The sequence below is a fragment of the Oceanicola sp. 502str15 genome, assembly GCF_024105635.1.
Lineage (GTDB): Bacteria > Pseudomonadota > Alphaproteobacteria > Rhodobacterales > Rhodobacteraceae > Vannielia.
Window position 1 is genome coordinate 71,855 of the sequence record NZ_WYDQ01000001.1, and the last position, 23,978, is coordinate 95,832.

A 23,978-nucleotide genomic window follows, 5' to 3' on the forward strand; every position below is an offset into this window, starting at 1 on the left:
GGGCGGCTCAGGCCTCTGGCGAGAACACGTAGCCCTCGCCCCGCGCGGTCAGGATGATCGGACGTCCGGCCGCGGTTTCGAGCTTGCGGCGCAGCCGGCCGACATGCACATCGACCACGTTTGTCTGCGGGTCGAAGTGCAGATTCCAGACATTTTCGAGCAACTGCATCCGGGTCACGGTTTCCCCGGCATTGCGGGCGAAAAAGGTAATCAGCTCAAACTCTTTCGGGCTGACCGAAACGTGGGTCTGGCCGATGTGCACGGTGCGGGCCTTGAGCCTTATTTCAACATCGCCGAAGGCCATCAGGTCATTGTCGAGGACCACCATCTGGTTGCGCCGCAACAGCGCGCGGAGGCGGGCCTTCAGCTCGTCGCCGTCGAAGGGCTTTGCAAGGTAATCGTCGGCCCCCTTCTCCAGCCCCTCGATCTTGGCCCCCGATGTGCCGAGCGCCGAGACCACCAGCACCAGGGCCTGCGAGCCGAACCCGCGCATCTTGGCGATGGCATCGACCCCATCACCGCCGGGCAGCATCCTGTCCATCACGATGACGGCGAAATCCGCGAGCTGGGCGGCCTTCAACCCGCTCTCCCAATCTCGCATCACCACCGGCTCGCAGCCCAGCGAGGTCACGGCCTCGCAGATGGTTTCGGCGGTGGCGCGGTCGTCCTCGACGATGAGGATTCGCGGGGTGGCTTCGGTTTCGGTCATCTCGGGAGCGGTCTGTTCCATGGCCAGCATCTCAGAGCACCACCACGTCGGGGTCAAGCACGTTGCCACCGCCGACCGGGCGCAAACGCGGAGTTTTGTCCCACGGGTCCAGATAGATGTGCTCGGTGCGACCCTCTGCATGGCGCACGAGGAGCACCATGGGCTCGGTGATGCGAAGGGCGGCAAGCCCGCCGTCGATCTCGTTGAGGGGCTTGCCGTTGACGGCCAGCACCTCGTCGCCGCGGCTGAGACCGGCGAGGTAGGCGGGGGAGTTCTCGGAAATATGGGTGACTTCCGCGCCGGAAAGTCGGACGCCGAGCCTCGAGAAGGTGAAGGCCGGGCGGGCCGTGGGCAGGGTGGCGCGGTCGATCCCGGCGGTTTCGATATGCTCGCCCCGATCGAGCGGCATGGTGGCCAGCACGGTTTCACCCGCCCGCAGGAGCTGCACCGCGATCCCGTCGGAGCCCAGCACGGCCTCGACGGCAAAGGCCACATCGCCCGGCGCCGCCACCTCCCGGCCCGCGACCGACACGATCACGTCGCCGGGGCGGATGCCCGCACGGTCGGCCGGGGAGGCCTCTGCCACGCTATCGACCAGAACGCCCTTGGCCGGTACGCCGAGAGCCTGAGCCAGCGCCTCGTCGATCGGGCGCACCTGAAGCCCGAGGGCCGGCATTTCCTTGAGGGTGCCGGCGATGAGCTGGGGCACGATGCGGGCGAGGTCGGAGGCGGAGATGGCGTAGGCGACGCCGATGTAATGCCGCGAGCCGTCTGCAATTTGGCTGTTCATTCCAAGCAGTTGCCCCTGAGCGTTCACCAGCGGGCCGCCGGAGCTGCCGGGGTTCACGGCGGCATCGTGCTGCACGAGGCGGATCGGCACGGCGGCCTCGACCTGGCGGGCCATGGCCGAGATGATTCCGCGTGTGAGCGTGAACTCGATCCCCAACGGTGCGCCGAGGGCATAGACCTGCGTGCCGAGCCCGGCAGGGGCGGCGGCGGGCTCCAACCCGGGGCCGAAGCTGCCGTCGACTGCCAGAATGGCGACGTCGCGGACCGCGTCGCGGGCCAGCACCTTCACCTTGCGGCGTTCGCCGGTGGCGCTGACCAGCACCACCTCGCGGGCGCGTCCGACGACATGGGCGTTGGTCACGGCCCAAGTGCCGTCACGCCAGATGAAGGCGGAGCCGAGGAAACGGTCATGCCCGTCGGCGGACTTTACGATGAGCGTGGCATCCATCGCCCGGTCCAGCTCGCCGGCCCGCACTGAGACGGGGAGGGCGACCATGACGATGAGGAAGAGAGGGAGGAAGAGGGCGCGCATTTGGATGGTCCTTCAGGTGTGTTCGACTTTCCTCATGGCTAGCAGCGGCCCCGCGCCAAGCCACGTGACAAGTCCAGTCATCAAAGGGTTATTCGGTTTCGGGCAGTTGATTGGCGCCGGGCTCCGGGGCAATCTGAGGCTCGAAAACATTGCTCTTGCTGGAGATCAGACTCATGTTGCGTGCAAGCCTTTTGGCCCTTTCCCTCTCGTTCTCGGCCGCGCCCGTAATGGCCGCCGACGAGCTGCCCCCGCTCCGTGCCATGGAGATGTCGCGCCAGTTATTCGCGGCGGGCCAGGCATCGCGGGATCCGCTGATGATGGCCGCCGCGGCCCAGTTGCGGAAAGGGGTTTCGCTCGAAGAGGTCGCGCGCAGCGGCGGGGAGGGCGAGGCGATTTCGGGCGAGGCGCCGATGGGATGGGAAGCCATGCTCGACGCGGCCCGGGACGCGGCTGGCGACGACGAGGCGATGCTGTCGGTGATCGAAGATATCCGGGTGGCGGGGACCAAGGGGGTCTCGACCGGGCCGGTCTATTCCATCTCCCGGCTTGCCGCCAAGAAAACAGATACTTACCCGCCACTCCCCTATGACGGCGGCAAATATGCCGAGGTCTATGTGGAGGGCGGGGGCGACTCCGACCTCAACCTCTATGTCTACGATGCCAAGGGCCGGCTGGTGTGCTCGGACACCGACATTTCGGACGTTGCCTATTGCGGCTGGCGCCCGGCGACGAGCGAGAAGTTCACCGTGAAGGTCGAGAACAAGGGCGCCGGCACGAACCGCTATTCCCTGATGACGAACTGAGGATTTGCAATGAAACTCAAGGCTTTGCTTCTTGCCGGCGTGGCCGCCATGGCCGCCCTTCCGGCACTCGCACGCGACAATCACGCGCTGCTCATCGGGGCCTCGACCTACCCGGCCCTCGAGGAGCGGTTCTGGCTGAAAGGCCCCGCGAACGACATCGATCTGGTGCAGACCTACCTGCTGACCAACGACTCGATCCCCTTCGAGGCGGCCCATGTCACGGTGCTGGCGGACGGGATCGAGGGCAAGCAGGCGCCCACGCTTCAGGCGATCCGGGATGCCTTCAAGGCGCTGGCCGAGCGTGTGCAGCCAGGTGATTTTGTGTATCTGCACTTCTCTGGCCACGGGTCGCAGGCCCCGGCCAAAGACCCCGACAGCGAACTCGACGGTCTGGATGAGCTGTTTCTGCCAGTGGATATCGGGCCGTGGAACGACTCGGTGGGCGAGGTCGAGAATGCGCTGGTCGATGACGAGATCGGCGAGTTGATCGGGATGCTCCGGGCGAAGGGCGCGGACGTGTGGGCGGTGTTTGACAGTTGCCATTCGGGCACCGTCACCCGGGCTGCGCCCAACGGCGAGGACGATGAGAAGATGCGCAAGCTGGAGCCCGGCGCGCTGGGTGTTCCGCAGGCGGCGATCACCGATGCAGAGGGTGCCTCGCGCGGGTTGGAAAGCCCCCGCGACCGGGCCGATGCGCCGGTGGCGGAGGAGGAGGAACGCAAGGAGGGAGAGGGGACCTTTGTTGCTTTCTTTGCCGCGCAAACCAATGAAACCACGCCAGAAAAGCTGATGCCCCGGTCGACGAAGGACCGGCTGCAGGGGGTGTTCACCTATACGCTCTTCGAGACGTTGGCGGAGCGCCCCGGGATCACCTATCGCCAGCTTGGGCAGGAGGTGTTGCGCAAGTATTCGGTGAAGAACCTCGCCCGCTCGACGCCGCTGTTCGAGGGCGATCTGGACGGGGTGGTGTTTGGCTCCGGCGAGACGGTCGATGTGCGGCAATGGCCCGCCGAGAAGGGCGAAACCAAGCTGCGGCTTCGGGCGGGCACGCTCCATGGTCTGGCCAGTGGTGAGCGGCTCGCGGTGCTTGGCTCTCCGGCGGATTCCACGGCCGATGCAATCGGCTACGCGACCGTGGACAGCGCAACCACCTTCGGCGCCACGGCGGTTCTGGAAGACGGCAAGACGCTGGACGACGTGCCGCGCGGTGCCTTTCTGCGCAAGGTCGATACCGGCGTGGACCTGACCCTGCGGGTTGCCCTGCCCGAGGGCGAAGGGGCGGTGCATGAAGCCATGAAAGTTGCCGCGCAAGCCATTGAAGGAAATGGCCAACTTGGCGGCAGGTTCTCCTTTGTCGCGCCGGGCGAAGAGGCCGATATTCGCCTTGCCGTGATCGCCGAGAGCCCGCGCCCCGATGCGATATGGATCCTCGACGGCACCGGCGAAGTGCCGGTGGCGGACCGCTCGGAGCAGACGCCGGGGGAGGCGCCTGTGCTCAACTTCTCCAGCCTGCCCAGCGTTTCGACCGGCGACAAGAGCGCGGACGACCTTGCCAAGGTGCTCACCGAGCAATTTGCCCATATCGGCAAGGCGCTCAACGTGCTGCGCATCGGCGCGGCCAGTGGCGGCAACGGGCTGAGTGTGCCCGTCGAGCTGCATCGCGCCCGGTTCGACCTTGATGCCGGGGCCATCGTCGAAGGTAGCCGTGCCGCAATGGATGCAGGCAACGTGCCCCGGTTGATCCCCGGCGATACCATCGGTGTGTGGGCGCAGAACACCACCGACGAACCGCTGGACATCAACGTGCTTTATGTTGGTGCCGATTACTCCATCACGTTCATGGACAAGGCGCGGATGCAGCCTGGTGGAATCTACAATGAAGACCTTTCCTTAATATCGGATGAATATTTCGGCCGAGATCGTCTGGTGGTGATCCTCTCGCCCGTCGCGGAGCAGAGCGACGTAGAAGACCTGAGCTTTCTGCAGCAGGATCCGCTGGTGCGCACGCGGGCCATCGGCACCGGTGGCGAGGGCTTCAGGGGGCTGCTGGACGAGGCGGGTTTTGGCCAGAAAACAAGGGCCGCGCTGCCCCTCGGTGGCATGAAGAAAGGCCCCGAGCCGGTGATCCTGCAGTTCGAGATAGATACCGTGCCGGGAGAGGGCTGAGCGCTGGCGAACCGACTTCGCGAAGAGGCGGTTTCAAGCGGAGGGGTCGGGCCTGGTGGGAGGCTCGGCCCCTTCATCTGTCAGCCACTGCGTGAGCGGGTGATCCGCTTCAAGAAGAAAGTCGATCACGTTGAAATGATGGAGCTTTGCGGCTTCGCTCACCCGGACGCCGGGCCATGGCAGGGCCTTGGCCTGGGCAATGAACGAAGGCCGTTCGGCCGCCCCGATAAGGACATGCACAGGGGTTAACGGCGCCTGCTGATGCACCGGGCTTTCGGATTTTGCCTCCGAGTCAGTGAGTTGCAGGGTGTCGTTGAGGTGCGTGTCGCGCAGGGGAGCGAGGTCCGTGAGGGGAGAAATCGGCAGGCATCGGGTGATGCGGCTCCGCGCCTCGCCGATGTCGAGCGCCGGATCGAGCATACGCAGAGCGAGATGGCCGCCGGCGGAATGGCCGGTCAGGGAGATTTTTCCTTGTGTTTTCAGAGCAATGGCGGCAGTTGCGCGGGCGATGCTGCCGGTGATGTCGCTGATTTTCACCTCGGGGCAGAGCGGATAGGAGGGCATGGCGACAGCCCAGCCTCTTTCGGTTGCTCCACGCGCTAGATGCGACCAGTCCGACCGGGAAAACGCCCGCCAGAACCCACCGTGAATGAATATCACCGTGCCCTTGGGCTGGGCCGAGGCGGGGTAGAAGAGATCATATTTTTCAGATGGATGCGGACCGTAGCTCTGATTCAGACGGGCCCGCCCCAAGGCGGCTTCGATCGACCGATGCTCGCGGGCAGCCTCCGACCAGCGCTCGGGATAGGCGGCGGCGTCAGGGATGAACGGGGCGTTGTCGAAGGCGGTTGGATCGGTCATGCATTTTTGTCGGTATGGCGAGGGTGAAACGGCGTTAACCGTGATTTTCTTCATGTCACAAGTGGTACACAACCCGTGCACAACCTGTACATACGGCAAAAATTCAAAACGACGAAAGGTTAACGGCCCGTGCGCCGTGCCATCGCGCTAAACGCCGTAGGGAATCCAGACCGTCTTGATCTCGGTCGCGGCGGCCAGCATCTCGCGCCCCTCTGTGGCCGGGTCCGTCCAGTCGGGGAAGAGCGAGAGGGTGCGCTTGAGGTTGCCCGCCGCGGCCTTCTCGATGGGCGCGGTCAGATCGGGGCTGGAGAAGTTCCAGAGGCTGTCGACCTCCATGTGCTCGGACAGGGTCTTTGCCAGATCGGCATGGGGGCCGGTGACGATGTTGACCACGCCGGGGGGCACATCCGAAGTGTCGAGAATTTGATAGAAATCGGTCGCAATTAGGGGAAACGGCTCGGAGGGGCAGGCGACGATGCGGTTGCCCATGGCCACGGCGGGGCCGATGGCGCTGACCAGGCCGAGGAGCGGCTGGGCGGGGGAACAGAGCGCGCCGATGACGCCGCAGGGCTCGTTGAGGGCGAGCGCGGTGCCGCGCATCGGCACTGGCTTGGCAGCACCGTCGAGCTTGTCGGCCCAGGCGGCGTAGGCGAACAGGCGGGAGATGCTGGCCTCAACTTCGGATGCGCCGGATTTTCCGGTCAGGGCCTTGATACGGTTGGCAAATTCATCGGCGCGGGCAGAGAGATTCTCGGCCAGGTAGAAGAGGATCTGGGCGCGGAGATGGGCGGAGGATTTTGCCCATCCGGTTGCCTTGGCCGCAGCTTCGACGGCATTGCGGATGTCCTTGCGGGAGCCAGTGCCGACGTGGCCGAGGAGGTCGCCCTTGGGGCCGTGGATAGCGGTGGAATATCCGGAATCGGGCCGCGCTTGTTTACCGCCGATAAACATTTTGGCGGTACGGTCGAGGGGATCGGCGGGGCCGCCATCGCCCTCGAAGGGTGCGGGCGTCTTGCCGGGTTTCGCCGGTTTGGCGGGTCTGGAGTAGGCGAGCAGGCCTTCCCAACCGCCTTCGCGGCCAAAGCCGCTTTCGCGGACGCCGCCGAAACCTGCGGCGGCGTCGAACATGTTGGTGCCGTTCACCCAGACGACGCCGGCAGCCAGTTGAGGAGCAACATGGAGAGCCAGATTTATGTTTTCAGACCATAGGGTTGCGGCAAGCCCGTAGCGGGTGTTATTGGCCAGCGCGATGGCTTCTTCGGGCGTGCGGAAGGTGCAGGATACCAGCACGGGGCCGAAGATTTCTTCCTGCATCAGCCTTGCCGATGGGGCGAGGCCGGTGATGAGGGTTGGCGGATAAAAGCAGCCCTCGGGGAGTGTCGTGGCGGGCTGGTAGGTTTCGCCTTCGGTGTTGTTTGCGACCATATCGGTGATGGTCTTGAGCTGGGCCGGATCGACTATGGCGCCCACGTCGATGCACTTGTCGAGCGGATCACCGATGCGCAGGCCGTCCATCCGGGCCTTGAGCTTGGTGTGGAAGGTGTCGGCAATGCCCTCCTGCACCAGAAGGCGGGAGCCCGCGCAGCAGACCTGGCCCTGGTTGAACCAGATCGCATCGACGAGGCCTTCGACGGCGGAGTCGATGTCGGCGTCCTCGAAGACGATGTAGGGGCTTTTGCCGCCCAGTTCGAGCGTCAGCGGGATGGAGCGACCTGCGGTGGCCTCGCGGATGCGGCGGCCGACGGCGGTGGAGCCGGTGAAGGCGAGCTTGTCGACCTCGGCCCCCACGAGGGCCTCACCGGTGGCACCGTCGCCGGTGACGATGTTGAAGACGCCCGCAGGCAGGCCGGCCTCCTGAGTGATTTCCGCGAAAAGGAGCGCGGTAAGCGATGTGTATTCGGCGGGTTTGAGAACCACAGTGTTGCCCATCGCAAGCGCGGGGGCGACCTTCCAGGCCAGCATCAGGAGCGGGAAGTTCCACGGAATGATCTGGCCGGCGACGCCGAGGGGTGCGCGGTCTGGCAACTCCGTTGGGGCGAGCTGGGCCATGCCGGCGTGGTAGTAGAAGTGGCGCTGCGCGAGGGGGATGTCGATATCGCGGGATTCGCGGATCGGCTTGCCGTTGTCGAGCGTCTCGAGCACGGCGAAGAGGCGGGCGTGCTTTTGCAGGAGCCGGGCGAGGGCGTAGAGATACCTGGCGCGCTGATGGCCGGTCAGCGCGGCCCATTTAGGCTGGGCCTTGCGGGCGGCTTTGACGGCGGCGGTGACGTCCTTATCGGTGCCCTGAGAGATGGCCGCCAGGTGCGCGCCATTGGCGGGGTTCTTCGTGGGGAAGCCCTTGGCGGGCTTTGTAAAGGCGCCGTCGATGAAGTGGCCGAACTTGGCCTTGTGCTTCTCGAGCCAGGCCTGCGCCTCGGCGGCGGACTCGGGGGCGGGGCCATAGGCGAGGGAATCGAAGATTTCGGGGACGTTCATGGCGCGTTTCTCTCAGACGGTAGGGGCGCCGGAGCGCCTGTCTCTGTCGAATGTTTCGAGGTCGGGCGCGACTTTGCGCCATACCGTGTGGATCGGATACCGGGCCCCTCCGTCGAAGCGACCGTGGGCGAAATCACGGAGGCAGGTTGCGGCCTCGGGCGGGCGATCCTGTGGCTCGCGGGCGCTCATCCCATCGCGTGCCGAAAAGAGGCCGAATAGGCGCCGGTGACGTGGTGTTCGAGCTGGCGTTCGATGTCGCCCAGCAGGGAGGAGGCGCCGAAGCGGAAGAGGTCGGGCTGGACCCAGCGGGGGCCGAGTTCGTCCTTCAGGAGGGCGAGGTAGAGCAGGGCGTCCTTGGCCTTGGAGATGCCCCCCGCAGGCTTGTAGCCGACGCGGGTGCCGGTGGCCTCGAAGTAGTCGCGGATGGCGCGGATCATGACGAGGCTCACGGGCAGGGTGGCGTTGACGCTTTCTTTACCGGTTGATGTTTTGATGAAGTCAGCGCCGGCCATCATGCAGACAAGGCTGGCGCGGGCCACATTCTGCAGGGTTCCGAGTTCGCCCGTGGCGAGGATTGCCTTTACATGCGCCGGGCCGCAGGCGGCGCGGAAGGCTTTCATCTCGTCATAGAGCGCCTGCCAGTTGCCGGTCAGCACATGGCGGCGGGAGATCACGATGTCGATCTCGTCTGCCCCCGCCTTCACGCTCTCCTCGATCTCGGCGAGGCGGAGATGGAAAGGAGAAAGGCCGGCGGGAAAGCCGGTGGAAACGGCGGCCACGGGGATGCCTGTGCCACGCAGGGCCTCGACGGCGACGGGCACCATGTCGTGGTAGACGCAGATCGCGCCTGTGGTCAGGCCCTCCATGCCGAGCGCCTTGAGGATATCCGGATGCACCGGCTGACGGGCCTTGGCACAGAGGCGGCGGACTCGGCCGGCAGTGTCATCGCCTGCGAGGGTGGTGAGGTCGATCAGTGTGATGGCCTTGCAGAGCCACGCGGCCTGAAAGGCCTTTTTGACCGAGCGGCGACCCGGCAAGGAGGCGGCGCGGCGCTCGATTGCAGAGGTATTGGCCTGGGCGCGCATGACCCAGTCCATATCGAGCTCCATGCCCGCATTGCGGGCAAGCGCCACCTGCGGCAGCTGGGCCGTGGCGGCGGGTGCTTCGGTCTTGGTGGTCACGGGCGGGCCTCCTCAGCGGAAAGCGTGGCATGGGGCGATGGGCTTGGCAACGGCATGAATTTTACCGGATGGTCAAATATGAAGCAAGAGGGGCGCCAGAGAATGACATAGCTGCATGAGACAGCCCTTGAAGGGGCATGGCTTGCGTCATCCGGGGCAGGCGGGTAACCCGATGCCGGACCAAACCCGGAGCTCGCCCATGTCTTTTGACCGCGCCATCAAGATCGCCCCCTCCATTCTTGCCGCCGATTTCGCCGCCTTTGGCGCGGAGTGCGAGGCCGCGGAAGCGCAGGGCGCCGACTGGATCCACGTGGACGTGATGGATGGGCATTTCGTGCCGAACCTCACCTTCGGGCCCGCCATGTGCAAGGCTTTGCGCCCCCATATCAAGGGCGTGATGGACGTGCACCTGATGATCGCTCCGGTCGACCCCTATATCGATGCCTTCGCCGAGGCCGGTGCCGATGTGCTGACCGCTCATGTGGAGGCTGGCCCGCATATTCACCGCACGCTTCAGGCGATCCGCGGGGCCGGCATGCGCCCGGGCGTGGCGCTCAACCCCGGCACTCCGGCCGAGGCAGTGCGTGATGTGCTGGATCTCACCGACCTGATCTGCGTGATGACGGTGAACCCGGGCTTCGGCGGGCAAAAGTTCATCGATATGGGCGACAAGATTCGCGCCCTGCGTGACATGATTGGCGACCGGGAGATTCACATCGAGATCGACGGCGGGGTGGACCCGAAAACCGCGCCCCTCGTTGCGGCGGCCGGTGCCGATGTGCTGGTGGCCGGGTCGGCGGTGTTCAAGGGCGGTTCTGTTGCGAATCCAGAGCCTTACGGCGCGAATATTCGGGCGATCCGGGCCGCCGCAGAAAGCGCCTGAATCTCGGCAACGGTTTTTTAACGTCGATCTGTCAGACCTGCCGGTGACACTGAGCAGGAGACGATCATGGGTTTTGCAGGCTTCGGGCGCCCCCGCGCGGTCGGTATTGATCCGATGACGCAATTGGGCGCGGCGGTTCAGGCAACCTATGCGGTGATCTGGTTCACCCCCGAGGGCGTGATCCTGGATGCGAATGACAATTTTTGCACCGCGACGGGCTATGCACGCGACGAGGTTGTCGGGCAGCATCACAAGATGTTCGTACAGCGTGGTTTTGCTGCGAGCGAGGAATACAAGGCGTTCTGGGACCGGCTCGGCCGGGGCGAGAGCTTTACGGCCACCTTTCCGCGCATTGCAAATGGCGACCGCAATATCTGGATCGAGGCTGCTTACGTGCCGCTGCGCAACGCCGCCGGTGAGGTGGAAAAGGTTGTGAAGTTCGCGACCGATGTGACCGAGCGGGAGTTTGAGGCCATCAAGGCGAAGAGTCGGCTGACGGCCCTGGATAAATCGCAAGCGGTGATCGAGTTCGAACCTGACGGAACGATTGTTACGGCAAATCGGAATTTCCTTGCAGCGGTCGGTTACGAGCTGGAGGAGATCAGGGGCAAGCATCACAGCATTTTCCTGCGCGAAGATCTGCGCAAGACCCCGGAGTACAGCTGTTTCTGGAGCGATCTTGCGGCGGGAAAACCCAAGCTCGGGAAGTTCAGGCGCTTTGCCAAGGACGGACGCGAGATGTGGCTGGAGGCCACCTACAACCCCATCATCGACGGGCGGGGCAAGGTGGTGAAGGTGGTGAAATTCGCCGCCGATATCACCGACACGCGCACCCAGGCCATCGACTCCGCCGGCCAGCTCGACGCGCTCAGCCGAAGCCAGGCGGTGATCGAGTTCAGGCCCGATGGCACGATACTGACAGCAAACGAGAACTTTCTCGCAGCGACGGGCTACAGCGCCGAGGAGGTGACGGGCAAGCACCACCGCCTGTTCGTGGATCCGATAGAGGCTGCGACGCCCGGCTATGAAGCCTTTTGGGCCGCGCTGGCTGGCGGCACCTTCAAGGCGGGGCAGTTTCGGCGCATCACGAAGGGAGGGCGCGAGATCTGGATTGAGGCGAGTTACAACCCGATCCTCGATACCGATGGAAAGGTGGCGAAGGTGGTGAAATTCGCGACTGACATCACCGCGCAGAAAACGACGATACAGGCGTTTCAGGACGCGGTGTCGCGCTTGGCCAGCCACGATCTGACGGTTCAGATCACGGTCGAGGTGCCCGAAGAGTTCGGCCGGCTGAAGGAAGAGTTCAACCTGTCGGTACAGGCGCTGTCGGAGGTGATCTCGGGGATTTCGGGGCGCGCCGATGCGATCCTGACCGAAACGGGGCAGATCTCGGCCGCGGCCCGGGATCTGAGTGTGCGCACCGAAAAGCAGGCGGCCGCGCTTGAGGAAACCGCCGCCGCGCTCGACGAGATGACCTCTTCGGTGCGGGGCGCGGCGGGCAATGCCGAGGACGCGGCGCGCACCGCCAGTGCGGCAGAGGAAAGCACGGCGAGCGGGCTGGAGATGTCGCGCAAGGCGGTGGAAGCGATGAAGGAGATCGCGGCCAGTTCGGAGCAGGTTTCGAACATCACCAGCGTGATCGACGAAATCGCCTTTCAGACCAACCTTCTGGCATTGAACGCCGGCGTCGAGGCGGCGCGGGCGGGAGAGAGCGGCCGCGGCTTTGCCGTGGTGGCCTCGGAAGTGCGCCAACTCGCGCAGCGCTCGTCCGACAGCTCGCGTGAGATTGCCCAGCTCGTTGCCTCCACCTTCGAGCGCATCCAATCCGGCGTGACGCTGGTGGATGACAGCGGCTCTGCGCTGGAACAGATCGCAGGCTACGTGCAGGACATCCGGAGCAAGGTGGCAAGCCTTGCCACCTCTTCGCAGGAACAATCGGTTGGACTGGAAGAGATCAACAGCGCGGTGAACGAGCTTGACCGTGGCACCCAGCAGAACGCGGCCATGTTCGAAGAGACAAGTGCGGCAACACAGGCCTTGGAGCAGGAGGCTGAAACCCTGTCGGGCAGCACCCGGCAGTTCAGGTTCGGTGGCAATGAGGCGCCTGTTGCTCCGAAGGTGGCGCAGGCAGGGTGATGCAGCAGGTCGGTGTGATGGGGTGCCGGCGGATTGGGTGCGCGGCGGCGCTGACGGATGGTGGCCTTCGGGCGCCTCGACGCTGCCATCAATCTTGGGGCCTCCGCCGGACGGGACTTAACCGGGCAGTAAACAGGCGCGCGGTCGGCACATGGAAAGGCCCCGCTCGGAGGGCGGGGCCTTGGTTGTCTCGGCATGCAAGACGCGCGGTGAGGCGTGGCTTACTGCGGGATCTCGCCTTCGAGACCTTCAACGTAGAAGTTCATGCCCGCCAGAGTGCCATCGTCGGCGGTTTCTCCCTCTGCCAGCCAGTCGCTTCCGTCCTGCTTTTTCAGCGGTCCGGTGAAGGGCTGATACTCGCCCGACGCGATTGCGTCCTTGAGGGCGAGGGCTTCGGCCTTCACCTCGGCGGGGACCTTGTCGGTGATCTCGCCGATGCCGACCATGCCTGGACCGATGCCGTCCCAGGTGTTGGTCGATTCCCAGGTTCCGTCCATCACCGCCTTGGTGCGGGCGATGTAGTAGGGAGCCCAATTGTCGATGATCGAGGACACGCGGGGGCCATCGGCATATTCGGCCATGTCGGAGGCCTGGCCGAAGCCGATCACGTTGCCCGCCTCGGCGGCCGCCGCGAGGGGTGCGGTGGAGTCGGTGTGCTGAAGGATCACGTCGGCGCCCTGCTCGATAAGCACCTTGGCGGCATCCGCCTCTTTCGCCGGGTTGAACCACTCGTAGACCCAGACGATCTTGAACTGGACGTCGGGGTTGACCTTCCTGGCGTGAATGAAGGCGGAGTTGATGCCGCGCACCACCTCGGGGATCGGCACCGAGCCGATGTAGCCGATCACGTTGCTCTCGGTCATGCGCCCGGCAATCGTGCCCTGCACGGCGCGGCCCTCGTAGAAACGGGCGGAATAAACCGAGACGTTGGGCGCGGTCTTGTAGCCGGTGGCATGCTCGAACTTCACGTCGGGAAACTTGGCAGCCACGTTAATAGTGGGGTCCATGTAGCCGAAGGACGTGGTGAAGATCAGGTCGGCGCCGTCGAGCGCCATCTGGGTGATGACCCGCTCGGCATCCGGGCCTTCGGGGACGTTCTCGACATAGACGGTTTCGACCGCATCGCCGAACTCGGCCTCGACGGCCTTGCGGCCCTGATCGTGCTCGTAGGTCCAGCCGCCGTCGCCGACGGGGCCGACGTAGACAAAGCCGACCTTGGTCTTTTCGGAATGGCTTTCGGCCAGTGCCGGGCTGGCGGCGAGCGCCAGCGCGGCGACGGCGCCTTTGAGGAGGGTTCTTTTCTTCATCTGGATTTCTCCCTGTTGGTTGTTGGTGAAGCCCCGGATTTTCTATCCGGTGGCGTGGAAGGTTCTGCCGAGCGAGGCGGGTGCACCCAGTGCACCCCGGCCGCGGCCGGAAGACATGACCACCAGCACGACGATGGTGATGATATAGGGCGACATGGACAAGTACTCGACCGGCACCTTGAGGCCGGCGGCCTGAAGGTTGAGCTGAAGCACGGTAATGCCGCCGAAGAGATAGGCCCCAATCAGAACGCGCCAGGGCTTCCAAGAGGCGAAGACGACAAGGGCGAGCGCGATCCAGCCCGCGCCAGAGGTCATCCCCTCGGTCCATTGCGGCACGCGGACGAGCGACAGGTAGGCCCCGCCGAGCCCCGCGCAGGCCCCGCCGAAGGCGATGGCGGCGCAACGAATCGCGATAACCTTGTAGCCGAGGGCGTGGGCGGCCTCGTGGTTTTCGCCCACCGCGCGCAGGGTGAGGCCGGTGCGGGTGTATTTGAGGACGGCCCAGGTGCCGGCGACGATGGCAATGGCGACGTAGACCATGAGGTCATGGCTGAAGAGCACGGGGCCGAGCACCGGGATTTCGGACAGGAGGGGGATGTCGAGCTTGGGGGTGGAGGGCGGCTTGAGGCCGACGTAGCCCTGACCCATCAGCGACGAGAGGCCAAGCCCGAAAAGTGTGAGCGCGAGGCCGGAAGCGACCTGGTTGGCGAGCGCAAACTGGGTGAGTACGGCGAAGAGCATGGAGAGCAGCGCCCCCGCCGCCGCCGCGCCGAGGAAGCCGAGCGCGGGCGAGCCGGTTTCGACGGCCGCGGCAAAGCCTGCGATGGCGCCGGTGATCATCATGCCTTCGACGCCGAGGTTCAGCACGCCGGCCTTTTCCACCACCAGCTCGCCGATGCCCGCGAGCAGGATCGGGGTGGCGGCGACCATGAGCGAGGCCAGCAGGAGAAGCCAGTTGATCGAGGAAAGGTCCATCAGGTGAGCCCGTGCAGGGTGAGGTGGATCGCGCCCGCGGTGAGGCCCGCGGTGGCCAGCATCGGTGCCAGATGGCGCAGGCCGGGCTGGTGGTGCCGCGAAAGGGCGCGACGCAGTCGGGGCGAGAGGCGGGCGGCGAAGAAGGCGGCAAGGGTGACGGCTACAACATGGGCTGCGAGGAAAGCCGCCAGCCCGGCGCCGGAGCTTTGGCCGGTGAGCATGCCATGGAGCAGCATGAGCATCATCGCGCCCATGGCGCAGCCCATCGCGACGGGCAGGAGGGCGTGGCGGGTCATGCGGCAGCTCCCTGTTTGAGGCGGATGCGATAGTTCGTCAGCACGTCGACCGCCAGCAGGAAAAACAGCAGCATGCCTTGGAAGAGCTGGATTGCGGCGGCGGGCAATTGCAGCTGCGACTGGGCGATTTCGCCGCCGATGTAGGTGAGCGCCATCAGCAGCCCCGCGAGCAGGATGCCGACCGGGTGCAGCCGCCCGAGGAAGGCGACGATGATGGCTGTGAAGCCGTAGCCGACGTTGAAATCGGTGGTGATCTGGCCCGCCGGACCGGAGACTTCGAACAGCCCGGCGAGGCCCGCGAGGGCGCCCGAAATACCGAGGCAGAACAGCACCAGCCGGGTGGGGCTGACCCCGGAGAAGCGGGCGGCGCGGGGGGCCTGCCCTGCGAGGCGGATGTTGAAGCCGAGCATGTGACGGGTGAGCAGGACGTAGGCGAAGATCACTGCGATGAGGGCGAAGGCGACGCCCCAGTGCAGGCCTGCGTTCTGGTTGATCCAGGAGGTGGCCGAGGGGTACTGCGCAAGGTTGCGCGAGCCGGGAAACCCGAAGCCCTCGGGGTTCTTCATCAGCCCGACGGCCATGCCGCGAAGCAGGTTCTCGGCCACGTAGACGAGCATCAGGGACACCAGGATTTCGTTGGTGCCGAAGCGGGTCTTGAGGATGGCCGGGATCATCGCCCAAGCCCAGCCGCCCAGAGCGCCGGCGATGACCATGAGCGGAAAGATGATAAAGGACTCAGTGGGATAGAAGGCGAGGCCGACCCCGGCGCCACAGAGCGCGCCGATGATGTATTGCCCCTCTGCACCGATGTTCCAGATGCCGGCGCGGAAGCCGAGCGAAAGGCCGATGGCGATGAGCACCAGCGGCGCGGCTTTGACCAGCAGTTGCGGGCGGTAGAAGAAGGCGTGCTGGCCGAAGAGCGGGTCGTAGAAGATGGTGCGGATCGCCTCGAGCGGGGGCTTGCCGAGGGCGGCGAAGAGCAGGCCGCCGAAGACCATGGTGAGCAACACGGCGAGCAGCGGGGTGGAATAACTCCAGGCTTTGGAGGGGTTGGGGCGCTTTTCGAGGCGGATCATGCCGGGGCCTCCGCGGCTTCGTGGGCCACTTCCATGTCATGCGCGCCGCCCATCATCAGGCCGATGCGCTCCATGGTGAGGCCCTCGACCGGCACCGGGGCCGAGAGGCGGCCGCCGTTCAGCGCGGCGAAGCTGGTGGAGATTTCCATCAGCTCGTCGAGATCCTGCGAGATGACGACGATGGCCGCGCCGCCCGCCGCGAGGTCCAGCAGGGCCTGGCGGATGGCGGCGGCGGCGGAGGCATCGACCCCCCATGTGGGCTGGTTGACGACCAGCACCTCGGGGGCCTGCTCGATCTCGCGGCCCATGACGAACTTCTGCAGGTTGCCGCCCGAAAGCGAGCGGGCGGCGACATGGGCGCCGGGGGTGCGGACATCGAAGGCCTTGATGACCTCTTCGGCGTAGGCTTGGGTGGCCTTCCAGTTGATAAAGTCGTGCTTTGTCAGCCCCTTGCGGATGCGGGCGGAGAGCAGGGCGTTTTCGGTGAGCGACATTTCCGGCGCGGCGGCGTGGCCAAGGCGCTCTTCGGGGGCGGAGAGCAGGCCGAGCTTTCGGCGCGCCGGGGGCGCGAGCTTTCCGATGGGTTGCCCGTGCAGACTGACGGCCTCGGGTGCGGCGATGGCCTCGCCCGAGAGGGCGGCCAGCAGTTCGTCCTGCCCGTTTCCGGCGACCCCGCCGATGCCCAGCACCTCGCCCTTGCGCACCATCAGCGAGACGTCCTTGAGGGAGGTGCCGAAGGGGTTGGCGGATTTCACCGAGAGGTTCGTGACCTCGAGCGCGATCTCGCCCGAGGGGGTCAGCTCGCGCTCGGGGCGGTGGAGCGCGGTGCCCACCATCATCTCGGCCAGCTCGGCAGCGGAATTTTCACGCGGCACGGCGTGGCCGACCACCTTGCCGAGGCGCAGGATGGTGGCGCGGTCGCAGAGCGCGCGAATCTCTTCGAGCTTGTGCGAGATATAGAGGATCGAGGTGCCCTCGGTGCGCAGCTTTTCGAGCGTGGCAAAGAGGATTTCGACCTCTTGGGGCGTGAGCACCGAGGTCGGCTCGTCCATGATGAGCAGGCGCGGATCTTGCAGCAGGCAACGGATGATCTCGACCCGCTGCCGCTCGCCCGCCGACAGGTCGCCCACGGTGCGGTGCGGGTCGAGCGGCAGGCCGTATTCGTTGGAGACCTCGGTGATCCGGGCCGCAAGGCTGGCCGGTTTGGGCGGGTTTTCCATGCCGAGGGCCACGTTTTCGGCCACGGTGAGGGCGTCGAAGAGCGAGAAGTGCTGAAACACCATCGCCACCCCGGCGGCGCGGGCGGCCCGGGGCTCGGCCGGGGTGAAGGGCGCGCCGCGGAAGGCCATGTGGCCCTCGTCGGGTTTGACGAGGCCATAGATCATCTTGACGAGGGTGGATTTGCCGGCGCCGTTCTCGCCCAGCAGCGCGTGAATTTCGCCTTCGTCGATGGCAAAGGACACGTCGTCGTTGGCCACGACACCGGGATAGGCCTTGCGCAGCCCATGGGCGGCAAAGAGCTCTGTCATCCGGTCATGTCCCCCTTGCTGGCGGCGTTTGCCTGCTTTTCGAGCATGGAGAGTAGCTGCGCGGCGGTGGAAATCGCAATGGCCTGCGGGTGTTTACCCAAGGAGGGGTCGCCGATTGGGCAGGTGATGCGCGAAATTTGTGCAGCTATGTGGCCTGCGGCGGCGAGACGGGTGCGAAAGCGGGCCCATTTGGTGGCTGAGCCGATCAGGCCGATCGAGGCGGCGGGGCGTTTCAGCAGGGTGTCGCAGAGGGCGAAATCGAGGCTGTGAGAGTATGTGAGGATGATGTGATGCGCCGATGCGGGGGCGGTGGCGGCGAGGGTGGGGAGGTCGCCCGGGGTGGGGGGGGCGGGCGGATTTGGTGGAAAGCGGTCGGCGCTGGTGTCGGCCCAGGTGAGGGCGAGGTGATCGAGCGGGGCGAGGGTGGCGGCCAATGCGCGGCCGACGTGGCCGGCGCCCCAGATCCAGACGGGGGTGCGCGGGGCGGTGAGCGGCTCCAGCAGCCAGCCGTTTTCATGTGTGATGTCAGCGGTTTGCGAGCCGTTGCGGAAGGCCGAAAGCGCGCGGGCGATGGCGAGGGGCGGTGCGGGCGGGGCGGATTCGGCCACCGGGCGGGCATAGGCGGCCCCCCCGGGCGGGGCCTCGGCAAAGCTTTCGAGCGCCAGCGTGACGGTGCCGCCGCAACATTGGTTCATCGCCGGGCCGAGCGGCAGGGTGACGGTGACAGGGGCCTGCCCGAGCCGGGCGCGGGCCATGGCGCAGGCCTCCCATTCCAGCGCGCCGCCGCCGATGGTGCCCTGCTGCCCGCCTTGCCAGACCAACATGGCGGTGCCCGGCCCGCGCGGGGTGGAGCCTTGGGCGCTGACCACAACCACGCGCACCACCGGGCCATGGGCGGCGATGGCCTGCGCGAGGGAGACGCGATCAAAGCTCATCCATTGCCCCCCGCACGCGCCCTGCCGATGGCCTCGAGCACATGCTCGGCGGTCGCGGGCGCTTCGAGGCCGGGGTAGTGCGGCCCGCAGGCGGCGCAGGCGTCTGACAGCGCCATGAGGGCTGAAATCCCGAGCATGAAGGGCGGCTCGCCCACCGCCTTGGAGCGGTAGATCGTGGCCTCGCGGTTTTCGTTCGGCCAGAGGGCGACGTTGAACACCGGGGGGCGGTCGGAGCAGGCGGGGATCTTGTAGGTGGAGGGGGCGTGGGTGGTGAGGCGGCCCTTGGCGTCCCAGACCAGCTCTTCGGTGGTGAGCCAGCCCGCGCCCTGAATGAAGCCGCCCTCGACCTGCCCGATGTCGAGCGCGGGGTTCAGCGAGCTTCCGGCGTCATGCAGGATGTCGACGCGCAGCATCCGGTTTTCGCCGGTGAGCGTGTCGATGACCACCTCGGTGAGCGCCGCGCCATAGGCGAAGTAGAAGAACGGGCGGCCTTGGCCCTTGATGCGGTCCCAGCTGATCGAGGGCGTCTTGTAATAGCCCGTGGCGGAAAGCGAAACGCGGCCCACATAGGCCTCGGCAATCGCCTTTTCCCAAGGGAGCACATCGGCGCCCACATGCACCGCATCGCCCTCAAAACGCACCTCGGCGGGGTCGGCCTGATGCACCTCGGCCAGAAAGGCCCCGATCCGCGCCTTCAGCTCGTCGCAGGCGGCGGCGACGGCCATGCCGTTGAGATCGCTGCCGGAACTGGCCGCCGTGGCGGAGGTGTTGGGCACCTTGCCGGTGTCAGTGGCGGTGATCTTGACCCGGCTCAGAGGCACCCCGAAGCGCGAGGCCGCCACCTGCGCCACCTTCTGGAACAGCCCTTGCCCCATCTCGGTGCCGCCGTGGTTCATGTGGATCGAGCCGTCCTGATAGACATGCACCAGCGCGCCGGCCTGATTGAGATGGGTGAGGGTGAAGGAGATGCCGAACTTCACCGGCGTCAGCGCCAGCCCGCGCTTGAGCACCGGGTTTTCGGCGTTCCAAGCCGCCACCGCCGCCCGCCGCCCGGCGTAATCGGCCTTCTCGCACAGGGCCGCCACCAACTCGCGGCACACCGAATCCACCACCGGCTGGCCATAGGGTGTGGTCTGCGCGCCAACAGGCACCGCCACAACCCTGTCGGGCTCGCCCGTCGCCACGGCCCCCCGCGAGGTCAGATCCTCCTCGACCCCTGCCGTAGAAGGCACCACCGGTTCATTTTCTTGCTCCAAATATCTCCCGCCGGAGGCATAAAAGTTCTTCTGGCGCAGCGCCAAAGGATCACAGCCGACAGCCACGGCGAGATGGTCCATCACCCGCTCGATCCCCAGCATCCCCTGCGGGCCGCCAAAGCCGCGGTAGGCGGTGGCGCTCTGGGTGTGGGTTTTCAGCCGGTGCGACACGATCCGCACGTTGGGGATGAAATAGGCGTTGTCGGCGTGCAGCATCGCCCGGTCGGCCACGGGCAGGGAGAGGTCCTGCGCCCAGCCGCAGCGGGCGTATTGGGTGAAGTCGACCGCCGTCAGCTTGCCCTCGGCGTCGACCCCGGCGCGGTAGGTGATGCGGAAATCGTGGCGCTTGCCGGTGATCATCATGTCGTCGTCGCGGTCATAGCGCATTTTCGCGGGGCGGCCGGTTTGCGCAGCGACCACGGCGCAGGCGCAGGCGAGCGCGTTGCCCTGGCTTTCCTTGCCGCCGAAGCCGCCGCCCATGCGGCGGATCTCGACCCGCACGGCGTTCATCGCCACGCCTAGGGCCTCGGCGACCTTGTGCTGAATTTCGGTGGGGTGCTGGGTGGAGCTGTGCACCACCATGTCGCCGCCCTCCTGCGGCAGGGCTAGCGCGGCCTGGCCTTCGAGGTAGAAGTGCTCCTGCCCGCCCATTTCCAGCGTGCCCTCCACCACGGTCGCGGCGGCGGCGAAACCCGCCGCAAGGTCGCCGCGGGCGTATTCGCGCGGGCCTTCCTCGAAGCGGCTGCCTGCGGCGAGCGCGTCGTCGATGGTCAAGAGGGCAGGGTGCTCGGCATAGGTGATCTCGGCGAGCCGGGCGGCCTTGCGGGCGGCGAGGTGGCTGGTGGCGACCACGAGGAAGATCGGCTGGCCGATGTAATAGACCTCGCCCTCGGCGAGCAGGGGCTCGTCATGGGCGGAGGGGGATACATCATTGGCGGCGGGGAGGTCATCCGCTGTCAGAACGGCGACCACGCCGGGGGCGGCGCGAACCTTCGTGAGGTCGAGCGCGGTGACGCTGGCGCGGGCCTTGGCAGAGGTGCCGAAGGCGAGGTGGAGCGTGTTGGCGGGCACCGGGATGTCATCGACATAGCGGGCCGCGCCGGTGACATGCAGGGGGGCGGCATCATGCGGGAGCGGCTTGGCAACGCTCATGGCTGCACCTCCAGCACCGAGGTGGCGGCGCCGGTGGTTTCCAGCCAGTAGCGGCGCAGCATGTTCTGCGCCGCTTCCATGCGGTAGGCGGCGGAGGCGCGCATGTCGGAGAGCGGCTGAAAATCGGCCAGCAGGGCGGTCATCGCGTCGGTGACGGTGGCTTCGCTCCAAGGCTGGCCGGTGAGCACGGCCTCGGCGGCGGCGGCGCGTTTGGGCGTTCCGGCCATGCCGCCGAAGGCGATGCGGGCGCGGATGACGGTGCCATCTTCGACGGTGATCGCAAGGCAGCCGCAGACGGCGGAAATGTCTTGATCGAAGCGTTTGGAGAGCTTGTAGCAGCGCAGGGTGTCGGGCTGGCGCGGCAGGCTGACGGCCTCGACAAATTCGCCGGGCGCGCGGTCTTGCTTGCCGTAGTCGATGAAGAACTCTTCGAGCGGCAGGCTGCGGCGTTTGTCGCCGTGGCGCAGGTGGAGGGTCGCGCCGAGCGCGATGAGGGCAGGGGGGCTGTCGCCGATGGGGGAGCCGTTGGCGATATTGCCGCCGAGGGTGGCGGCCTGGCGGACCTGCTCGGAGCCGTAGCGGCGGAAGAGTTCGGCGAGGCTCGGGTGATAGGGTGCGATGACCTCGCGCAGCTTGGCGATGGGGGTGGTGGCGCCGATGCGGATTTCGGCCTCGGTCACCTCCACGTAGTTCAGGTCGGCAACGCGGTGGAGGAAGGCGACCTCCTTCAACTCCGCCAGCCGCTTTGTGACCCAAAGGCCGACATCGGTGGCGCCTGCGATGAGCGTGGCCTGCGGGTGGGCGGCATACCATGCGGCCAGCGCATCGGCGGTTTCGGGGATGGTCGGTTGCGGAGGGGTTTCGAGCGAAGAGGGGGCGGCGAGATGAGGCGGGACGGGCGCTTGCGCGGCGGCCACGGCGGCGCGGACGATGGGGGCGTAGCCGGTGCAGCGGCAGAGGTTGCCGGCCAACTTGTCGTTGAAATCCTGCGCGCCGGCCGCGTGGGCGGCGGCCATGGAGGTGATGAAGCCCGGCGTGCAGAAGCCGCATTGCGAGCCGTGCTGCGCGACCATGGCGGATTGCACCGGGTGCAGGGTGCCATCGGGGGCGGCGACGCCTTCGACGGTGCGGACCTCGCGCCCGTGCAGGTGGGGCAGGAGCATGATGCAGGCGTTCTGGGCGGCCCATGATCCAGCGGGGTCGCGGGTCATGATGGTGCAGGCGCCGCAGTCGCCCTCGTTGCAGCCTTCCTTGGTGCCCTTCAGCCCGCGCGTTTCGCGCAGGTAGTCGAGCACGGTGGTTGTGGGGTCTGCGCCGCGCAGGTCCACGGTCTCTCCGTTGAGAAGAAACGTGATGTCCATGGAGTTACCCGCCGCGTTACCGAATGCGTCCCCGAGGCCCGGCCTTCGATGCGGCGTAGAAAGCGGGCCTCCGGGGGGAGTTTGGCGGGGCGGGTGCGGGGGTGGCAAGGGGGAATCTGCCCGTTTGCGCGGCAGCGGGCAGGATTTGCACGGTTTTTGGGCGGTGGATGGGGGTGACGTGCGCGCCCTTGGCGCGACACCCCACCCGCCATCCCGTTGGTCAGAGATTCTCCGCGAGGGTAGCCAGCTGGTCGGCTGCGGCGCCCCAGCCTTGATCGAAGCCCATGTCGGCGTGTTTCTGGCAATCTTCCGGCGTGCGGTGGCGCACGATGGCCTTGTACTCGGTGCCGCCGTCCTTGGGGGTGAGGGTGATGTCGGCGAGCATGAAGGGGGTTTCGTTGGGCACGAAGCCTGCCTTGAAGAAGTCGGTGAAGACGAGGCGGTGCTCGGGTTCGGCCAGCAGGACGGCCCCCTCGTTGGCCATTTCCTCGCCCTCCGGGCCTTTGAAGAGGCTGAAGAAGCGGCCGCCGGGGTGGGGCTCGATCACCGCGTCGGCGCATTTCCACGGCGCGGGGACGAACCATTCGCAGAGCAGCTCGGGGGTGATGAAGCATTTCCAGAGCGTGGCGGGGGAGGCCTTGATCTGGCGCGTGAGGGTGAGGTCGACTTCGGGGTTTATCGCGGGGGTCATGCGGTTTGTCTTTCTGCGAGCTGGGCAAGGTTGGTGAGGGCGGCGGTCCAGCCTTGGGTGTAGCCCTCGGCCATTTCGTCGCCGATGAGGCTGGCGAGCTGGGCGGTGACGGTGAGGTGGCTTCCGGCGCCCTCGGGGGTGATCTCGATGGAGCAGAGGCCGCAGGAGATGGGGGCGCCCTCAATGCGGATGGTTTCGGTGAAGATCAACAGCGTGGGGGCGTCGAGGTGGTGGAAGTCGGTGGTGACTTCGAACTCGGGGTTGTCGGCGGGGCCGCAGCGAGAAAGCTCGCGGCCGCCGGGGCGAATGTCGGCTTCGAGGATATCGAGCCGGGTGTTCTCGGTGGGGGCGCCCCATTCAGCGCGGAATTCGGGCTGGGTCATCAGCGGGAAGAGGCGTGCGGGCGGCGCCGCAATGCTGCGGGTCAGGGTGAGGGTGTCGTGCTTGAGGGCGGTCATGCGTCGCCTCCTTTTTCGAGCCGTTCTGCAAGGGCGGAGAGGCGGTTGAGACGGCCTTCCCAGAGTGTGCGTTGGGTGGTGAGCCAATGCTCGGCCTCGGCCAGCGGTTCCGCCTCGATATGGACGGTGCGCACGCGGCCCTGTTTGGTGGAATGAACCAGTCCGGCATTTTCGAGCACTTTCAGGTGCTTGAGAAAGGTGGGCAGGGCGATGTTGTGCGGCGCGTGCAGCTCGGAGACGGCGGCGGGGCCACGGGTGAGGCGCTCGATCACGGCCCTGCGGGTGGGGTCTGCGATGGCGCTGAAGAAGCTGTCGAGTTGGTTAGCCATGTGGCTAGGTAATGGGAGTCGCGGGGTGGTGTCAAGATGGTTAGCTTGGTGGCTAGGTATTGGCGGGTTTTGCTC

20 protein-coding genes are annotated in these 23,978 nt (G+C 66.3%); 4 read left to right on the forward strand and 16 right to left on the reverse strand.

The window, feature by feature from the left end; all coding sequences use genetic code 11:
* Window positions 1-7 precede the first annotated feature (7 nt).
* On the reverse strand, window positions 8-730 hold the full coding sequence (locus tag GTH22_RS00340; protein WP_252942558.1) for a response regulator transcription factor: 723 nt from the start codon (window positions 728-730) through the stop codon (window positions 8-10).
* A gap of 10 nt (window positions 731-740) precedes the next feature.
* Window positions 741-2,030: a S1C family serine protease gene (locus GTH22_RS00345; RefSeq protein WP_252942559.1), complete on the reverse strand. Its 1,290-nt coding sequence runs from the start codon at window positions 2,028-2,030 to the stop codon at window positions 741-743.
* Window positions 2,031-2,257: 227 nt separating this feature from the next.
* Between GTH22_RS00345 and GTH22_RS00350 the strand changes: the two genes are divergently transcribed.
* Entirely contained in the window at window positions 2,258-2,833 is a 576-nt protein-coding gene (locus GTH22_RS00350; protein WP_252942560.1) for a hypothetical protein, read from the forward strand.
* Between the two features lie 9 nt (window positions 2,834-2,842).
* Window positions 2,843-4,999: a caspase family protein gene (locus GTH22_RS00355; protein WP_252942561.1), complete on the forward strand. Its 2,157-nt coding sequence runs from the start codon at window positions 2,843-2,845 to the stop codon at window positions 4,997-4,999.
* A gap of 33 nt (window positions 5,000-5,032) precedes the next feature.
* On the opposite strand, the gene GTH22_RS00360 is transcribed toward GTH22_RS00355, so the two are convergent.
* From GTH22_RS00360 to deoC, 3 genes are all read right to left on the reverse strand, one after another.
* Window positions 5,033-5,914 carry an alpha/beta hydrolase gene (locus tag GTH22_RS00360; protein ID WP_252942562.1) on the reverse strand — a complete coding sequence of 294 codons (882 nt, stop codon included), beginning with the start codon at window positions 5,912-5,914 and terminating at the stop codon, window positions 5,033-5,035.
* 93 nt (window positions 5,915-6,007) lie between these two features.
* A complete protein-coding gene (locus tag GTH22_RS00365; RefSeq protein WP_252942563.1) occupies window positions 6,008-8,335 on the reverse strand; it encodes an aldehyde dehydrogenase family protein in 2,328 nt (775 codons plus the stop codon).
* Between the two features lie 185 nt (window positions 8,336-8,520).
* Window positions 8,521-9,516, reverse strand: coding sequence for a deoxyribose-phosphate aldolase (gene deoC, locus GTH22_RS00370; protein ID WP_252942564.1), 996 nt, complete (start codon window positions 9,514-9,516; stop codon window positions 8,521-8,523).
* Window positions 9,517-9,715: 199 nt separating this feature from the next.
* Here deoC and rpe point away from each other — a divergent pair, with 199 nt between their 5' ends.
* Window positions 9,716-10,399, forward strand: coding sequence for a ribulose-phosphate 3-epimerase (gene rpe, locus GTH22_RS00375; protein WP_252942565.1), 684 nt, complete (start codon window positions 9,716-9,718; stop codon window positions 10,397-10,399).
* Window positions 10,400-10,465: 66 nt separating this feature from the next.
* Complete coding sequence (locus GTH22_RS00380; protein ID WP_252942566.1) at window positions 10,466-12,538, forward strand: PAS domain S-box protein; 2,073 nt, start codon at window positions 10,466-10,468, stop codon at window positions 12,536-12,538.
* 221 nt (window positions 12,539-12,759) lie between these two features.
* On the opposite strand, the gene GTH22_RS00385 is transcribed toward GTH22_RS00380, so the two are convergent.
* From GTH22_RS00385 to GTH22_RS00435, 11 genes are all read right to left on the reverse strand, one after another.
* Window positions 12,760-13,845, reverse strand: coding sequence for a BMP family ABC transporter substrate-binding protein (locus GTH22_RS00385; protein ID WP_252942567.1), 1,086 nt, complete (start codon window positions 13,843-13,845; stop codon window positions 12,760-12,762).
* A 42-nt stretch (window positions 13,846-13,887) separates the two neighbouring features.
* Window positions 13,888-14,820, reverse strand: a complete 933-nt coding sequence (locus GTH22_RS00390; RefSeq protein WP_252942568.1) for an ABC transporter permease — start codon at window positions 14,818-14,820, stop codon at window positions 13,888-13,890.
* Window positions 14,820-15,116: a hypothetical protein gene (locus GTH22_RS00395; protein ID WP_252942569.1), complete on the reverse strand. Its 297-nt coding sequence runs from the start codon at window positions 15,114-15,116 to the stop codon at window positions 14,820-14,822. Before GTH22_RS00395 ends, GTH22_RS00390 begins: the two co-directional genes overlap by 1 nt.
* The gene (locus tag GTH22_RS00400) at window positions 15,113-16,192 is read right to left on the reverse strand and encodes an ABC transporter permease (protein WP_252942570.1); all 1,080 of its coding nucleotides are present in this window, start codon (window positions 16,190-16,192) and stop codon (window positions 15,113-15,115) included. Before GTH22_RS00400 ends, GTH22_RS00395 begins: the two co-directional genes overlap by 4 nt.
* A complete protein-coding gene (locus GTH22_RS00405; protein ID WP_252942571.1) occupies window positions 16,189-17,721 on the reverse strand; it encodes an ABC transporter ATP-binding protein in 1,533 nt (510 codons plus the stop codon). Before GTH22_RS00405 ends, GTH22_RS00400 begins: the two co-directional genes overlap by 4 nt.
* A complete protein-coding gene (gene xdhC / locus GTH22_RS00410; protein ID WP_252942572.1) occupies window positions 17,718-18,656 on the reverse strand; it encodes a xanthine dehydrogenase accessory protein XdhC in 939 nt (312 codons plus the stop codon). The genes GTH22_RS00405 and xdhC overlap by 4 nt, the downstream gene beginning before the upstream one ends.
* Window positions 18,653-21,064: a xanthine dehydrogenase molybdopterin binding subunit gene (gene xdhB, locus GTH22_RS00415; RefSeq protein WP_252942573.1), complete on the reverse strand. Its 2,412-nt coding sequence runs from the start codon at window positions 21,062-21,064 to the stop codon at window positions 18,653-18,655. Before xdhB ends, xdhC begins: the two co-directional genes overlap by 4 nt.
* Window positions 21,061-22,425 (reverse strand): xanthine dehydrogenase small subunit, encoded by a 1,365-nt coding sequence (gene xdhA, locus GTH22_RS00420; protein WP_252942574.1) that lies wholly within the window; start codon window positions 22,423-22,425, stop codon window positions 21,061-21,063. The genes xdhB and xdhA overlap by 4 nt, the downstream gene beginning before the upstream one ends.
* Before the next feature lie 220 nt (window positions 22,426-22,645).
* Window positions 22,646-23,116, reverse strand: a complete 471-nt coding sequence (locus tag GTH22_RS00425) for an SRPBCC family protein (RefSeq protein WP_252942575.1) — start codon at window positions 23,114-23,116, stop codon at window positions 22,646-22,648.
* On the reverse strand, window positions 23,113-23,574 hold the full coding sequence (locus GTH22_RS00430) for an SRPBCC domain-containing protein (protein ID WP_252942576.1): 462 nt from the start codon (window positions 23,572-23,574) through the stop codon (window positions 23,113-23,115). Before GTH22_RS00430 ends, GTH22_RS00425 begins: the two co-directional genes overlap by 4 nt.
* Window positions 23,571-23,903 carry a metalloregulator ArsR/SmtB family transcription factor gene (locus tag GTH22_RS00435; RefSeq protein WP_252942577.1) on the reverse strand — a complete coding sequence of 111 codons (333 nt, stop codon included), beginning with the start codon at window positions 23,901-23,903 and terminating at the stop codon, window positions 23,571-23,573. The genes GTH22_RS00430 and GTH22_RS00435 overlap by 4 nt, the downstream gene beginning before the upstream one ends.
* Window positions 23,904-23,978 lie beyond the last annotated feature (75 nt).